Origin of the sequence: Klebsiella sp. HMSC16A12 (genome assembly GCF_001808265.1) — a bacterium.
Taxonomy (GTDB): Bacteria; Pseudomonadota; Gammaproteobacteria; order Enterobacterales; family Enterobacteriaceae; genus Klebsiella; species Klebsiella pneumoniae.
Genome location: NZ_KV792542.1, coordinates 43,948 through 57,875, shown reverse-complemented (window position 1 = coordinate 57,875; position 13,928 = coordinate 43,948). Strand labels below are relative to the sequence as shown.

Annotated in this window: 16 protein-coding genes; 4 read left to right on the top strand and 12 right to left on the bottom strand. The window is 56.2% G+C overall.

Annotated elements, in window-relative coordinates:
* The first annotated feature begins 96 nt into the window (after positions 1-96).
* Entirely contained in the window at positions 97-993 is an 897-nt protein-coding gene (locus tag HMPREF3140_RS03435) for a LysR family transcriptional regulator (RefSeq protein WP_004144865.1), read from the top strand.
* A gap of 41 nt (positions 994-1,034) precedes the next feature.
* Here HMPREF3140_RS03435 and HMPREF3140_RS03430 read toward each other — a convergent pair whose 3' ends face one another.
* From HMPREF3140_RS03430 to HMPREF3140_RS03380, 11 genes are all read right to left on the bottom strand, one after another.
* Positions 1,035-1,403, bottom strand: coding sequence for a DUF805 domain-containing protein (locus HMPREF3140_RS03430; RefSeq protein WP_002917923.1), 369 nt, complete (start codon positions 1,401-1,403; stop codon positions 1,035-1,037).
* 126 nt (positions 1,404-1,529) lie between these two features.
* Positions 1,530-2,516 carry a glutathione S-transferase family protein gene (locus HMPREF3140_RS03425; RefSeq protein WP_002917922.1) on the bottom strand — a complete coding sequence of 329 codons (987 nt, stop codon included), beginning with the start codon at positions 2,514-2,516 and terminating at the stop codon, positions 1,530-1,532.
* Between the two features lie 80 nt (positions 2,517-2,596).
* Entirely contained in the window at positions 2,597-2,989 is a 393-nt protein-coding gene (locus HMPREF3140_RS03420) for a DoxX family protein (RefSeq protein ID WP_002917920.1), read from the bottom strand.
* A 345-nt stretch (positions 2,990-3,334) separates the two neighbouring features.
* Positions 3,335-3,631: a YqjK-like family protein gene (locus HMPREF3140_RS03415; protein WP_004144862.1), complete on the bottom strand. Its 297-nt coding sequence runs from the start codon at positions 3,629-3,631 to the stop codon at positions 3,335-3,337.
* A complete protein-coding gene (locus HMPREF3140_RS03410) occupies positions 3,628-4,026 on the bottom strand; it encodes a phage holin family protein (protein ID WP_002917917.1) in 399 nt (132 codons plus the stop codon). The genes HMPREF3140_RS03415 and HMPREF3140_RS03410 overlap by 4 nt, the downstream gene beginning before the upstream one ends.
* 2 nt (positions 4,027-4,028) lie before the next feature.
* Positions 4,029-4,334: an ElaB/YgaM/YqjD family protein gene (locus HMPREF3140_RS03405; RefSeq protein WP_002917916.1), complete on the bottom strand. Its 306-nt coding sequence runs from the start codon at positions 4,332-4,334 to the stop codon at positions 4,029-4,031.
* Between the two features lie 45 nt (positions 4,335-4,379).
* Positions 4,380-4,748 (bottom strand): DUF1090 domain-containing protein, encoded by a 369-nt coding sequence (locus HMPREF3140_RS03400; protein ID WP_004144860.1) that lies wholly within the window; start codon positions 4,746-4,748, stop codon positions 4,380-4,382.
* 149 nt (positions 4,749-4,897) lie between these two features.
* Complete coding sequence (gene mzrA / locus HMPREF3140_RS03395; RefSeq protein ID WP_004218213.1) at positions 4,898-5,275, bottom strand: EnvZ/OmpR regulon moderator MzrA; 378 nt, start codon at positions 5,273-5,275, stop codon at positions 4,898-4,900.
* Positions 5,276-5,283: 8 nt separating this feature from the next.
* Positions 5,284-5,946 (bottom strand): DedA family general envelope maintenance protein YqjA, encoded by a 663-nt coding sequence (yqjA, locus tag HMPREF3140_RS03390; protein ID WP_002917909.1) that lies wholly within the window; start codon positions 5,944-5,946, stop codon positions 5,284-5,286.
* A gap of 341 nt (positions 5,947-6,287) precedes the next feature.
* Complete coding sequence (gene exuR, locus HMPREF3140_RS03385; protein ID WP_002917907.1) at positions 6,288-7,064, bottom strand: transcriptional regulator ExuR; 777 nt, start codon at positions 7,062-7,064, stop codon at positions 6,288-6,290.
* A gap of 127 nt (positions 7,065-7,191) precedes the next feature.
* On the bottom strand, positions 7,192-8,493 hold the full coding sequence (locus HMPREF3140_RS03380) for an MFS transporter (RefSeq protein ID WP_002917905.1): 1,302 nt from the start codon (positions 8,491-8,493) through the stop codon (positions 7,192-7,194).
* Positions 8,494-8,973: 480 nt separating this feature from the next.
* Between HMPREF3140_RS03380 and uxaC the strand changes: the two genes are divergently transcribed.
* From uxaC to HMPREF3140_RS03365, 3 genes are all read left to right on the top strand, one after another.
* Positions 8,974-10,386, top strand: coding sequence for a glucuronate isomerase (gene uxaC / locus HMPREF3140_RS03375; RefSeq protein WP_002917899.1), 1,413 nt, complete (start codon positions 8,974-8,976; stop codon positions 10,384-10,386).
* An 18-nt stretch (positions 10,387-10,404) separates the two neighbouring features.
* The gene (locus HMPREF3140_RS03370) at positions 10,405-11,892 is read left to right on the top strand and encodes a UxaA family hydrolase (RefSeq protein WP_032412449.1); all 1,488 of its coding nucleotides are present in this window, start codon (positions 10,405-10,407) and stop codon (positions 11,890-11,892) included.
* Positions 11,893-12,021: 129 nt separating this feature from the next.
* Positions 12,022-12,576, top strand: coding sequence for a YgjV family protein (locus tag HMPREF3140_RS03365; RefSeq protein ID WP_032412446.1), 555 nt, complete (start codon positions 12,022-12,024; stop codon positions 12,574-12,576).
* Between the two features lie 15 nt (positions 12,577-12,591).
* Here the strand turns inward: HMPREF3140_RS03365 and sstT are convergent, their stop codons facing one another.
* Positions 12,592-13,839: a serine/threonine transporter SstT gene (sstT, locus tag HMPREF3140_RS03360; RefSeq protein ID WP_002917895.1), complete on the bottom strand. Its 1,248-nt coding sequence runs from the start codon at positions 13,837-13,839 to the stop codon at positions 12,592-12,594.
* Positions 13,840-13,928 lie beyond the last annotated feature (89 nt).

Below are 13,928 nucleotides of genomic sequence, written 5' to 3'. Positions count from 1 at the left end.
CCTCTCTTTACACTAAATCAATGGTAAAGGTATGGACGCTGTATTGTTAGCCAGATATTCTGCCCGGTATGTTCAAATTTCCTGAATGAGAAAGCGATGGCCAAAGAGAGAGCATTAACGCTGGAAGCGTTACGCGTGATGGATGCGATCGACCGGCGCGGAAGCTTCGCTGCCGCAGCTGATGAGCTGGGACGCGTGCCTTCCGCCCTGAGCTACACCATGCAAAAACTGGAGGAGGAACTGGACGTGGTGCTGTTTGACCGCTCAGGTCATCGCACGAAGTTCACTAACGTTGGAAGAATGCTGCTGGAGCGCGGGCGCGTGCTGCTTGAAGCGGCGGATAAACTCACCACCGATGCTGAAGCCCTGTCGCGTGGTTGGGAAACCCACCTGACGATCGTTACCGAAGCGCTGGTGCCCACTCCGGATCTGTTTCCGCTGATTGAGAAACTGGCGACTAAATCAAACACCCAGCTGTCGATTATCACTGAGGTGCTGGCCGGCGCCTGGGAGCGGCTGGAGCAGGGGCGGGCGGATATCGTTGTCGCACCGGATATGCATTTTCGTTCCTCATCGGAGATTAACTCGCGCAAACTCTATTCGGTGCTCAGTGTGTACGTCGCGGCGCCGGATCACCCGATCCATCAGGAGCCGGAGCCGCTCTCTGAGGTTACCCGCGTGAAATACCGCGGCGTCGCGGTGGCGGATACCGCGCGCGAGCGGCCCGTCCTCACCGTTCAACTGCTGGATAAACAGCCGCGTTTAACGGTGAGTACGATAGAAGATAAACGTCAGGCGCTACTGGCCGGACTGGGCGTGGCGACTATGCCCTATCCGCTGGTGGAGAAGGATATTGCCGAAGGTCGCCTGCGGGTCGTCAGCCCGGAATACACCAATGAAATTGACATTATCATGGCCTGGCGACGGGACAGTATGGGCGAAGCGAAGTCCTGGTGTCTGCGTGAGATCCCCAAGCTGTTTGCCGGCAGATAGTGATGAAGACGCTCCTCCCGCTAGCGGGAGGAGCAGGAAGATTAGTAGGAAAAGGGTTTCGGATCGGGCCCGAAGCGATTATTGCCTTCGGTGCCGCGCTGGCAGTTAAAGATCAGGATCACCAGCCAGCCGATGACCGGGATCAACAGCAGCAATAGCCACCAGGCCGAACGATCGGTGTCATGCAGACGGCGAAATTGCACCGCCCACCACGGTAAAAAGACCAGTACGCCATAGATAGTGGTCAGAATGCCTTCGCCGCCAGCCCGCTGCCAGCCCAGCATTTTATCGATGATGCTCAATACGCCGGTCAGGATGAGGTTGACCAGAATAAACATCCAGTACTCTTTGCGCCGCGCACGGCCGCCAAATCCTATATAGTTTTTTAATACCTTGAGATACCAGTCCATTTCTACGCCTCAATTAACCGTCAATCACTTGTTTTTTAAGCGATCGCAATAAGAATAGACGTGAATGAATGGTGGGTAAATATCTGTTTTCTGAATTATTGGGCGCCATCACTGGCGCCCGGCAGATCAACGGAAGCGCTGATCGCGACCGTGCGGTTCGTTGAGATCCTGCTGCGGCCCAATGGAAATAATACCGGTAGGGTTAATGGTTTTATGGCTGCGGTAATAGTGGTGACGGATATGCGGAAAACTCACCGTCTCGGCGATACCCGGCATCTGGTAGATGTCGCGCAGGAAACCATACAGATTGAGGTAATCACTGATGCGCCGTTTATCGCATTTAAAATGGGTTACATATACCGGGTCGAAGCGTACCAGCGTTGTCCAGAGGCGAATGTCGGCTTCCGTTAGCTGATTGCCCGTCAGATAGCGATGCTGGCCGAGGATCTGCTCCAGCCGCTCCAGCGAGGTAAAGACCGCATCCACCGCTTCGTCGTAAGCTTGCTGGCTGGTGGCAAAGCCGGCTTTATACACGCCGTTGTTGACGTTGTCATAGATCCAGCCGTTCAGCTCATCGATTTGTTCCCGCAGCGCTGGCGGGTAGTAATCCCCGGCCCGGGCGCCAAGGCCATCGAAGGCGGTATTGAACATGCGGATGATTTCTGCCGACTCATTGCTGACGATGGTCTGCTGTTTTTTATCCCACAGCACTGGCACGGTCACGCGTCCGGTGTAGTGCGGGTCGGCGTGCAGATACAGCTGATAGAGAAAGTCATGCTGGTAGAGGGTATCGCCGGTGGCTTCCGGGAAGCTATCGTCAAAGGTCCAGCCGTTTTCCAGCATCAGGGGATTGACCACGGATACGGGGAGAAAAGGCTCCAGACCTTTTAATTTACGCATAATTAACGTGCGATGCGCCCACGGGCAGGCGAGAGAAACATACAAATGATAGCGATCCTTTTCCGCTGCAAAACCGCCTTCACCGCTGGGGCCAGCCGCGCCGTCGGCGGTCAGCCAGTTACGGAAGGCGGAAACGGAACGTTTAAAACGCCCACCGGTGGATTTTGTGTCATACCAGGTATCCTGCCAGACGCCGTCAACTAATTGTCCCATCTTTGCTCCTCCTTCAGACTACAGATAGCAAAAGCGAGGAGTGGTCTCCTCGCTTTTTTCATTCATTCAGTATAGTGCGCTTACCATTTCTTATTCAGTACACGGTCAATACTGAAGGCGCCCGGTCCGGTAATGGCCAGCAGCAGGTAACCGCCCGCAATGGTCAGGTTTTTCATGAACATCAGGGAGTTCACGCCTTCCGCAAAGTTGCTATGGAACAGGAACGCGGTCAGCAGCGTAAAGCCCGCAGTGAACAGCGCGGTGGTCCGGGTCAGGAAACCGAACAGAATCGCCAGACCGCCGCCGAACTCAAGGAGGATGGTCAGCGGCAGCAGCGCACCCGGGACGCCCATGGCTTCCATATACTGCTGGGTTCCCGCATAACCGGTGATTTTGCCCCATCCTGCAGTGATAAACAGAATCGGCATCAGAATACGCGCTACCAATACACCAACATCTTCTAATTTTTTCATTTGTTACTCCAGAAAACCCAAAGGGCGGCGGTTTTGTTTTTTAGTGCAATCCCGCGTAGTTACGCGGTGTTGCTGTCGATGGAGAGGATAGTAGCGAGGCGGAGAGGGAATTGTTAGCAAGGAAAACTGTAGATCTATTTCAAAGTTTCTGAGCAATCAGTACGCGGAGGCGAAAGCGTACCGAACGCGATGGGCCACCACCGGTCCTGGTATGGCGTGAGGTAAAGGGCGTCGTAGAGAAGGGCGCGCTACGGAAAAGGCGCATGTTGCTGCGAACAGCGTGCAGTAAGGGACAGGGAAATGGCAGAGCGTGGGCGCCAGGGAAAGCGCCCACGCTCAGGGCCGCTAGCGAACTGCCGACTGGCGCAGGATCCCGCGCACCAGGCGCCAGGTGCTCCACAGTCCGAGTCCGCGTTTGGTCCAGCGCATTAAAAAATGCGGATGTCGTACGGACCATACGGCCATCAGACCGCTGCCAACCATCAGCCACGAACGTAAACTCAGCAGCGTATGCCAGCCGCGGTCGAGGGGCGCAGTCGCCTCGTGCCAGTGACGGCGGCAGGCGCTGAGCTCCAGCCGTTGCTGCTGGATCTGGCGCAGCAGCTGCGCCTTTTGCCGTTCACGCTCCTGTCGGCCATTCACGATTTATCCTCCTCCAGAAGGGCACGGTCGTTCTCCAGCTCTTTACGCGTTAGACGCAGCAGCGTGGAGCGGCGCGCCTTACGTAGGGTTAGGATACCCACGATCGCGGCGGCGAGGAGCAGCACAACGGTGGTGGCGATCATCACGTGCAGGCGGTACTGAGCGTCAACGGCCCAGATAACCAGCACCAGCAGACTCATGAGGCCAAACGCGGCAAACAGCAGCGTCAGTCCGGTCATGATCAGTAGCTGGAAGAGGTTGGCTTTCTCCTCCTCCAGCTCCACGACGACCAGACGCAGCCGCGTTTCCACCATTTCGACCAGCAGCGTGACGATGCGCTGACCAATGGAGAAAACGCGCTGACCCGGTCCCTGCGTGTGTTGAGTATTCGCCATAATCAGCGACGCGACAGCAGGACACCCAGCACCAGCCCGACGGCGGCGCCAATTCCTACCCCAGTCCACGGATTTTCGCGAACATAATCATCCGCTCGCGCGGCGGTCTCACGAGTTTGACGAAGAATCGCTTCGCTGGTTTCACCCAAACGAGCGCGGCTCTCTTTCAGCGCGCTCTCGGCTTTACTGCGCAGTTTACCCATCTCTTCTTTCGACTTGTCCGCCGAGGAATTTAGTACTTCCTCCAGGGTATCCGCCAGCGTTTTCAGTTCTGCACGAAGGTCGTCAGTCACATTCTCTTTAGCCATGTCGTTCTCCTGTAGCGTGGTCCGTGTTGCGAAAGTTAATGGTGATTAGTAATCCCGAGACTCCAGCGTTTTTAACTCCTGTTGCGCTTCATTGAGTTTATGCTGGCGTTTGTTAATTTTGTCCGCATCGCCTTTCTTCCGGGCTTCCTGCAGATCGCGCTGACGTTCAGCGATCTCTTCCCGCTGTTTGGCAATTTTTTGCTGATGATCGGCTTTGAGTTTACTGTCGCTACAGTTTTCCCGAACCTGACGTAGCGCGGTATTTAGCCCATCAATGCGACTTTGATTATGATGCTTTTCGGCGTAGCTGATCTCTCGTTGAATATCCTGCTCTTTTTCCTGGCAGGGAGAGGCGGCTAGGGCGCTGGCGCTAAGTGAAGTCAGGACCAGAAGCAGAGCGATGCGGTGTTTCATGGATAGTACCTTCCATTGTCTGAGGGGATACCCGGAGGATATACCCGTTCCCGTTGGTGAACGTGAATGCGTTGATTCCCGCAGGTTTAAGCATAGTAACAAATGCGGGAAACCACCAGACTGGGTTAAAAACGCAGTCTGGCGGCAGCTTACCCGAGGCGATGCGGCGCGTCGCGCAGGCGGGATAGCCAGGCGGTGGGCGAGTTATCGTCCTCCAGCAGGGCAATAATATAACCATGTGGCAGAGCGCGGCCGAGAACTTCTTTCGCCGCCGCGCCCTGGGCGGTGGAATCGAACTTAATCAGCAGACCATCCTTCTGCGGCGTGATGCTTTTAAAGCGGATGCCGTTGGCATCGAGATGATGCCAGACGGAGAAACCGTCCGGCATTCCGATACCCTGGCCAACCGGGCGGATCGCCAGCGTGGCCTCCTGCTGCTGCACCGCCAGCCAAAGCCAGAACAGGGCGCCGAGCAGAAGAGAACCACCCAGCAGCCAGCTGAACTGGCGCAGGGAAGGGCGTTTCATGACCATCATTAGCCCCGGCTTCTGTATTTTTTCTTCCACAGCACCACCAGCGAGCCGATCAGTCCGAAGACCAACAGGGCAACCGGCAGGAGCATCAGGCAGGACATCAGCTGATCTTCATACTTGAGGAATACCGGGGTTTTACCCAGCAGATAGCCAAGCGAGGTCAGGATGAGCACCCACAGCAGGCCGCTCATCCAGTTGAAAAACTGAAAACGGGCGTTATTAAGGCCGGAAAGCCCGGCGATGGTGGGCAGCAGCGTGCGTACGAAGGCGATAAAGCGGCCGATCAGCAGCGCGGAGAGCCCATGCTTATGAAACAAGTGATGCGCACGCTGGTGATAGTGCGAAGGCAGGTGTGACAGCCAGTTTTGCACGATCCGCGTATTACCCAGCCAACGCCCCTGAATATAGCTTAGCCAGCAGCCGAGGCTGGCGGCGGCGGTGAGCAGCAGCAAGGTTTCCGGAAAACCCATCGCCCCTTTGGCGATCAGCACGCCCACGAGCACGAGCAGACTATCCCCCGGTAAAAACGCGGCAGGCAATAACCCGTTCTCAAGGAACAAAATCATAAACAAGACAAAATACAGCATGCCTATCATGGAGGGATTCGCGAGCGTTTCGTAATCCTGAGCCCACAAGGCATTCAATAACTGGGTAAATAGTTCCATTCACGATTCCTGGTACATCGGTTAACGGCACGTCTGAGCGCGTGGCATATAGGGCGACAAGATTTTTATGAGATTATGGTCGCTGCTTAGGCGCTCTGAACGCTTCCCTGTATAAGACTGAAGTAAGTAAATACCTACCCCCCAGAACGACAAAATGCATCTAATTGTAACAAATCACCTGACTTTCCGTCAGAGAAATTGCAACGTGTTGCTCGTTGATTTTGCTGATTGCGGAGATGGGAGGCGAGAGGATTTACACAGGCTGACACTATATATGACTTGCTTACTCCAGCCTCACTGTCAGACAGGCGCGCAGGGGGGCGCGCCGGAGGGATAAGGCCTTATTTCGCGCCGTTGACTGCGGTATCGAGATGAACGACTGGGTTTTCGGCAAATAAGTAGCGATCGGCATTAAATTCAAAGTCATCGCTGGTTTCGTTAAACAACATTTGCTTGGTATTTTCCAGATGCTGCCACATCGCCAGCTTGGCGGCGTTGGGATCTTTTCGCAGCAGAGCTTTCAGGATCTGATCGTGGTCGTCGCACCAGTTATCGACCGTACGCAGGTCGATATGCTCATGCAGCTTTTTCCAGTAGGGGTTATGCACGCGCTGGGTCCACATCTTTTCCACGATCGCCGCCAGCGCGCTGTTCTGCGTCGCCAGCGCCACCTGGACGTGAAACTGCAGGTCCCATTCGGAGTCGCGGAAACATTTCTCGTTACGCGCTTTCTCCTGAATCTCCATCAGCTTCATGATGTCCTGTTTGGTCACCTGAGTCGCCGCGAATTCGGCAATATTGCTTTCAATTAGCTGCCGCGCCTGCAGCAGTTCAAAGGGGCCATAGTTGGCGAACTCAAGGCTTTCATCGGCCACCTGCTGGTATTTCGGATGGTTGGAGATAACGTGGATACCCGACCCTTTGCGGACTTCGACATACCCTTCCACTTCCAGCATGATAATGGCTTCACGAACCACGGTGCGGCTGACGTTTTTTTCATCGGCGATGAAGCGCTCGGCGGGCAGCTTATCCCCTACAAGGTAGACACCTTGTTCGATGCGCGTCTTCAGCTCAGCGGCAAGCTGCTGATATAGACGGCGTGGTTCAATGATTTCCATATTCGCTCCCGGAAGATGGCGACAATATTCGATTTGTTATACCACTTTTACGCGCTTTCCACCACTGGCAGGCATGAAAAAGCCGCCTGAGAAGGCGGCTTGATCGGCGATTACCTTGCCATTCGATCTAACTCTGCGTGACCGGTTTGCGGCTGCTAAGCGGCGTCGAGTCATCGTCAGCCGGTTTGTTTTTCAGCACCGTCCAGATAACCAGCGCGCCCAGCAGGTCAAAGACGGCCAGTACCGCAAACAGCGGGCTAAAGCCGATGGTATCCGCCAGCGCGCCGACGACCAGGGCGAACATGGTGCTCGCCAGCCAGGCGGCCATCCCGGTCAGACCGTTGGCGGTAGCGACTTCGTTACGGCCAAAGACGTCGGAAGAGAGGGTAATCAGCGCCCCGGACAGCGCCTGGTGAGCGAACCCGCCGATGCACAGCAGGGCAATCGCCACGTACGGGCTGGTGAACAGGCCGATCATCCCCGGGCCAATCATCAGCAGGGCACCCATGGTGACCACCATTTTACGCGACACGATCAGGTTGACGCCAAACCAGCGCTGGAACAGCGGCGGCAGATATCCGCCGACGATACAGCCGAGGTCGGCGAACAGCATCGGCATCCAGGCGAACATGGCGATCTCTTTCAGGTTAAAACCGTAAACTTTGAACATGAACAGCGGGATCCAGGCGTTAAAGGTCCCCCAGGCCGGCTCGGCGAGGAAGCGCGGCAGGGCGATACCCCAGAACTGACGGTTGCGCAGGATTTGCCACGGCGACATTTTCTTCGCGTTATTGGTCTGATGCTGAGACTCCTGACCGCCAATGATGTAGTCACGTTCTTCGTCAGATAATTTTTTCTGGTCGCGCGGGTGTTTGTAGAAGATAAGCCAGGCGATGGCCCAGGCGAAGCTCAATACCCCGGAGATGATGAACGCCATCTGCCAGCTGTGCATGACAATCGCCCACACCACCAACGGCGGCGCGATCATGGCGCCAATAGAGGAACCCACGTTGAAGTAGCCCACCGCGATAGAGCGCTCTTTTGCCGGGAACCACTCTGAGCTGGCCTTCAGGCCGGCGGGGATCATTGCGGCTTCCGCTGCGCCGACTGCGCCACGGGCCAGCGCCAGTCCACCCCAGCTGCCGGCCAGCGCCGTTGAGCCGCAGAATACCGCCCAGGCGATGGCGAAGAAGGCATAGCCAATTTTGGTCCCCAGAATATCAAGGACATACCCCGCGACGGGCTGCATAACGGTATAGGCAGCGGAATAGGCTGCAATGATATAGGAGTACTGTTGGGTCGAAATGTGTAACTCTTCCATCAGCGTCGGCGCGGCCGCCGCTACGGTGTTACGGGTCAGGTAGCCCAGCACGGTGCCCAGCGTCACCAGCGCGATCATGTACCAACGTAACCCTTTAATTTTACGCATGTAAACCTCATCGTCTGTTATCTTTCCGCATCAGGTGCGGCCTTTACCGAGCGCAATAAGCGGCCGGGAAAGCGAAACGGAGGATTCAGGAGGGTAGTCCCCTCTGGCCTGAACCTTACCATCAGTTGTTATGTTGAAAGTCGGTATCCATTCCGTATAAGCCGATGCCATAAGCACCGGTAATGCATTCCGTCGGTTTATATGTTGCGACGGCAGAAAGATAACTTGTCATACAACTTTAAAAGTTGAGAGCTGTCACAAAAGTGGGAAAGTTAGTGTGGTCTTTATCCCTTGCCTGGAAAGCCAGAGATGGCGCGCTCTGGCGAGGTGTTTTGCTCCAGGGCGGTCATTTTTTTATCGACGTTTATTGATCTAACTCACGAAAAACAGTTCGGTCTGTAGAAATTGGTGTGATAACTTTGTCAGCATTGTAGTCAATCATCTGAAAGGCTCCCGCACTGGAGCGAAGAGGACACGCGAATGACATCGTTTATGACTGAAGATTTTCTACTTGATACCGAGTTTGCCCGCCGTCTGTACCATGATTACGCCAAAGATCAGCCGATTTTCGACTACCACTGCCACCTTCCGCCGCAGCAGGTTGCCGAAAACTATCGCTTTAAAAACCTGTATGACATCTGGCTGAAAGGCGATCACTATAAATGGCGCGCAATGCGCACTAACGGCGTGCCGGAGCGTCTGTGTACCGGTGATGCGTCCGATCGCGAGAAATTTGACGCCTGGGCGGCCACGGTTCCGCACACTATTGGCAACCCGTTATACCACTGGACCCATTTAGAGCTGCGTCGACCTTTTGGTATTACAGGTAAGCTGTTGTCGCCATCCACCGCCGATGAAATCTGGGACCAGTGTAATGATTTGCTGGCTCAGGATGCCTTCTCCGCCCGCGGAATCATGAAGCAGATGAATGTGAAGATGGTCGGTACCACCGACGATCCGATTGATTCTCTTGAGCACCACGCGGCTGTCGCCAAAGACAACTCCTTTGACATCAAAGTGCTGCCGAGCTGGCGCCCGGATAAAGCCTTCAACATCGAGTTGGCGACCTTCAATGATTATATGGCTAAGCTGGGCGAGGTATCCGATACCGATATTCGCCGCTTCGCTGACCTGCAAAGCGCCCTGACCAAACGTCTGGATCATTTTGCCGCACACGGCTGCAAAGTCTCCGATCATGCGCTGGACGTGGTGCTGTTTGCCGAAGCGACCGACGCCGAGCTGGATGACATTCTGGCGCGCCGCCTGGCTGGCGAGACCCTTAGCGAACACGAAGTGGCGCAGTTCAAAACCGCGGTGCTGGTATTCCTCGGCGCAGAGTATGCCCGTCGCGGCTGGGTCCAGCAGTACCACATTGGCGCGCTGCGTAACAACAACCTCCGTCAGTTCAAACTGTTAGGGCCAGACGTCGGCTTCGACTCGATCAACGATCGTCCGATGGCGGAAGAGCTGTCTAAGCTGCTGAGCAAGCAGAACGAAGAAAACCTGCTGCCGAAAACGATTCTCTACTGCCTGAACCCGCGTGATAACGAAGTGCTGGGCACCATGATCGGTAACTTCCAGGGTGAAGGCATGCCAGGCAAGATGCAGTTCGGCTCCGGCTGGTGGTTCAACGATCAGAAAGACGGTATGGAGCGGCAGATGACCCAGCTGGCGCAGCTCGGGCTGCTGAGCCGCTTCGTCGGGATGTTGACCGACAGTCGCAGCTTCCTCTCCTACACGCGCCACGAATACTTCCGCCGCATTCTGTGCCAGATGATCGGCCGTTGGGTGGCTGCCGGCGAAGCGCCTGCGGATATCGCGCTGCTGGGCGAGATGGTGAAAAACATTTGCTTTAACAATGCGCGTGACTATTTCGCCATTGAACTGAACTAAGGCCAGAGGTCGGTTGATATGCAATACATCAAAATCCATTCGCAGGATAACGTCGCGGTCGCGCTGACGGATATCGCTGCCGGTAGCGTGGTGACGATTGATAATGACTCGGTCACCCTCGGCCAGGATATCGTTCGCGGCCACAAGTTTGCACTGCGCGCTATCGCGAAAGGGGAAAACGTCGTTAAGTACGGGTTGCCGATTGGCCATGCGCTGGCGGATATCGCGCCGGGAGAGCATGTTCATGCGCACAATACGCGCACCAATCTCAGCGACCTTGACGCGTATCGCTATCAACCGGACCTGGTTGCCCAACCGCCACAGCCTGCGGATCGCGAAGTGCAGATTTATCGTCGCGCCAACGGTGACGTCGGCGTGCGCAATGAGCTGTGGATCCTGCCGACCGTCGGCTGCGTCAACGCGATGGCCAGACAAATGCAGAACCGTTTCCTGAAAGAGACGTATGGCGCTGAGGATATCGATGGGGTACATCTCTTCAGCCACACCTATGGCTGCTCGCAGCTTGGGGACGACCATATCAACACTCGCACCATGCTGCAAAATATGGTTCGTCACCCGAACGCCGGGGCGGTGCTGGTGGTTGGCCTTGGCTGTGAAAACAACCAGGTGGAGGCCTTTCGCGAGACGCTGGGCGAGTTTGACCCGCAGCGCGTGCACTTTATGGTTTGCCAGCATCAGGACGATGAAGTGGAGGCGGGGGTTGAGCATCTGCATCAGCTGTATGAAGTGATGCGTCAGGATAAACGCCAGCCGGGCAAGCTCAGCGAGCTGAAGTTTGGCCTCGAGTGCGGGGGATCGGACGGCCTGTCGGGCATTACCGCTAATCCGATGCTGGGCCGCTTCTCAGACTATGTGATCGCCAACGGCGGCACTACCGTGCTGACCGAAGTGCCGGAGATGTTCGGCGCTGAACAGTTGTTGATGAGCCACTGCCGCGACGAAGCGACCTTCGACAAGCTGGTGACCATGGTCAATGACTTTAAGCAGTACTTTATTGCTCACGACCAGCCTATTTACGAAAACCCCTCGCCGGGTAATAAGGCCGGAGGGATCACTACTCTCGAAGATAAGTCGCTGGGCTGTACTCAGAAAGCGGGCTCCAGCCAGGTGGTGGATGTTCTGCGCTACGGCGAGCGCCTGAAGGTTCATGGTCTGAATTTACTGAGCGCGCCGGGCAACGACGCGGTCGCCACCAGCGCGCTGGCCGGCGCCGGCTGCCATATGGTGCTGTTCAGCACCGGTCGCGGCACGCCGTACGGCGGCTTTGTGCCAACGGTGAAGATCGCCACCAACAGCGAGCTGGCGGCGAAGAAAAAGCACTGGATCGACTTTGATGCCGGACAGCTGCTCCACTGCAAAACGATGCCGCAGCTGCTGGAAGAGTTTGTGGATGCCATTGTAGCCTTCGCCAACGGTAAACCGACCTGTAATGAGCAGAATGACTTCCGCGAGCTGGCCATCTTTAAAAGCGGTGTTACCCTGTAAAGGCGTATTTGCGTTGGCGCCCAGAGGCTTGGTTTGTGTATCGGCCTGATAGCGTAGCGCCATCGGGCTCGTAACAGCGGCGTTTCAGCCAGTGAAGCGCCGTTTGTTTTTTTCAGTCAGGGAGCTTACATGACCGCGTATTGGCTGGCCCAGGGGGTCGGCGTCATCGCCTTTCTTATCGGCATTACCACCTTTATCAACCGCGATGAACGCCGTTTCAGGCTACAGCTGGCGGTCTATAGCGCTATTATCGGCGTTCATTTTTTCCTGATGGGCGCCGGGCCGGCTGGAATGAGCGCCGGGCTCAATGCGCTTCGCACGGTCATTTCCTTACGCACCCGTAGTCTGTGGGTGATGACAGTCTTTATCCTCCTGACGTTGATTCTCGGCCTGGGTAAACTGCAGCATGCCATGGAGCTGCTGCCGATCATTGGCACCGTCGCCAGCACCTGGGCGCTGTTTCGCTGCAAAGGGCTAACCGTCCGCTGCGTGATGTGGTGCTCCACCGCCTGCTGGGTCATGCATAATCTGTGGTTGGGTTCCATTGGCGGGACGCTGATAGAAGGCAGTTTCCTGATCGTCAACGGGCTGAACATCATTCGCTTCCGCCGGATGCAAAAGCGCGGTATCGATCCGTTTAAGGTTGAAAACGCAGTACAGGAAGAGAGTCCCTCCGCCCGATAGCGGAGGGGAAAGGCGTTATCCGCGCAGGGCGTTTTTCGCCAGCTGGTCGTCTTCCGCCATGCAGGCCGCGGCGGTAAACAGGGCGTCGGTGGAGGAGTTCAGCGCGGTTTCGCAGGAGTCCTGCAGCACGCCGATAATAAAGCCAACGGCAACCACTTGCATCGCCACATCGTTCGGGATCCCAAACATATTACAGGCCAGCGGGATCAGCAGCAGCGAGCCGCCCGCCACGCCGGAGGCGCCGCAGGCGCACAGCGAAGCGACCACGCTCAGCAGCAGCGCCGTCGGCAGATCCACCGGAATATTCAGCGTATGCACCGCCGCCAGCGTCAGCACGGTGATGGTGATTGCCGCGCCAGCCATATTAATGGTCGCCCCCAGTGGAATAGAGACCGAATAGGTGTCGCGATCCAGATTCAGCTTCTCGCACAGCGCCATATTCACTGGAATGTTGGCGGCGGAACTGCGGGTGAAGAACGCGTAAACGCCGCTTTCGCGCAGGCAGGTGAGCACCAGCGGATAGGGGTTGCGGCGGATCTTCCAGAACACCAGCAGCGGGTTAATCACCAGCGCTACCAGCAGCATACAGCCCACCAGCACCAGCAGCAGCTGGGCATAGCCCCACAGGGTCTCGAAACCGGTGGTCGCCAGGGTGGAAGATACCAGGCCGAAGATCCCCAGCGGCGCAAAGCGGATCACCACTTTAACGATAAAGGTCACCGCGTGGGAGACGTCGTTGATCAGGTTTTTGGTGGTGTCGTTACCATGACGCAGGGCGAAGCCAAGCCCCACCGCCCACACCAGAATGCCGATATAGTTGGCGTTCAGCAGAGCGTCGATCGGGTTGGACACCATGCTCATCAGCAGGCCGCGCAGCACCTCAACAATCCCCGACGGCGGCGTGATGCTGTCGGCGGCGGTGGTTAAGTGCAGGGTCGAGGGAAAGAGAAAACTGAACAACACCGCGGTCAGCGCCGCGCTAAAGGTGCCCAGCAGATAGAGAAACAGAATGGGGCGTATACTGGTTTTTTGTCCGTGCTGATGGTTGGCGATCGAGGCCATGACAAGCATCAATACCAGCACCGGCGCTACCGCTTTTAACGCGCCGACGAACAGGGTCCCCAGCAGACCGACGGCGATAGCCGCAGGCTTAGAGACCAGCGCCAACAGTACGCCAAGCACCAGGCCGATTAAAATTTGTTTCACCAGGCTGCCTTGCGCCAGGCGGGAGAGCCACCCTGATGAGGGAGTGCGTGTTGTCATAATTCATTCCTTCCAGTGATGTAGCAAGCCATCCCAGCCACGTATTATTTTTTACGTTTATGTCAGGATGTAAGTAGATGTTTGCATAG

Excerpts from the sequence above, each read along its gene's own strand:
- HMPREF3140_RS03435 (WP_004144865.1), top strand. The coding sequence starts at position 97 with ATGGCCAAAGAGAGAGCATTAACGCTGGAAGCGTTACGCGTGATGGAT.
- HMPREF3140_RS03430 (WP_002917923.1), bottom strand. The coding sequence starts at position 1,403 with ATGGACTGGTATCTCAAGGTATTAAAAAACTATATAGGATTTGGCGGC.
- HMPREF3140_RS03425 (WP_002917922.1), bottom strand. The coding sequence starts at position 2,516 with ATGGGACAATTAGTTGACGGCGTCTGGCAGGATACCTGGTATGACACA.
- HMPREF3140_RS03420 (WP_002917920.1), bottom strand. The coding sequence starts at position 2,989 with ATGAAAAAATTAGAAGATGTTGGTGTATTGGTAGCGCGTATTCTGATG.
- HMPREF3140_RS03410 (WP_002917917.1), bottom strand. The coding sequence starts at position 4,026 with ATGGCGAATACTCAACACACGCAGGGACCGGGTCAGCGCGTTTTCTCC.
- HMPREF3140_RS03405 (WP_002917916.1), bottom strand. The coding sequence starts at position 4,334 with ATGGCTAAAGAGAATGTGACTGACGACCTTCGTGCAGAACTGAAAACG.
- HMPREF3140_RS03400 (WP_004144860.1), bottom strand. The coding sequence starts at position 4,748 with ATGAAACACCGCATCGCTCTGCTTCTGGTCCTGACTTCACTTAGCGCC.
- mzrA (WP_004218213.1), bottom strand. The coding sequence starts at position 5,275 with ATGAAACGCCCTTCCCTGCGCCAGTTCAGCTGGCTGCTGGGTGGTTCT.
- yqjA (WP_002917909.1), bottom strand. The coding sequence starts at position 5,946 with ATGGAACTATTTACCCAGTTATTGAATGCCTTGTGGGCTCAGGATTAC.
- exuR (WP_002917907.1), bottom strand. The coding sequence starts at position 7,064 with ATGGAAATCATTGAACCACGCCGTCTATATCAGCAGCTTGCCGCTGAG.
- HMPREF3140_RS03380 (WP_002917905.1), bottom strand. The coding sequence starts at position 8,493 with ATGCGTAAAATTAAAGGGTTACGTTGGTACATGATCGCGCTGGTGACG.
- uxaC (WP_002917899.1), top strand. The coding sequence starts at position 8,974 with ATGACATCGTTTATGACTGAAGATTTTCTACTTGATACCGAGTTTGCC.
- HMPREF3140_RS03370 (WP_032412449.1), top strand. The coding sequence starts at position 10,405 with ATGCAATACATCAAAATCCATTCGCAGGATAACGTCGCGGTCGCGCTG.
- HMPREF3140_RS03365 (WP_032412446.1), top strand. The coding sequence starts at position 12,022 with ATGACCGCGTATTGGCTGGCCCAGGGGGTCGGCGTCATCGCCTTTCTT.
- sstT (WP_002917895.1), bottom strand. The coding sequence starts at position 13,839 with ATGACAACACGCACTCCCTCATCAGGGTGGCTCTCCCGCCTGGCGCAA.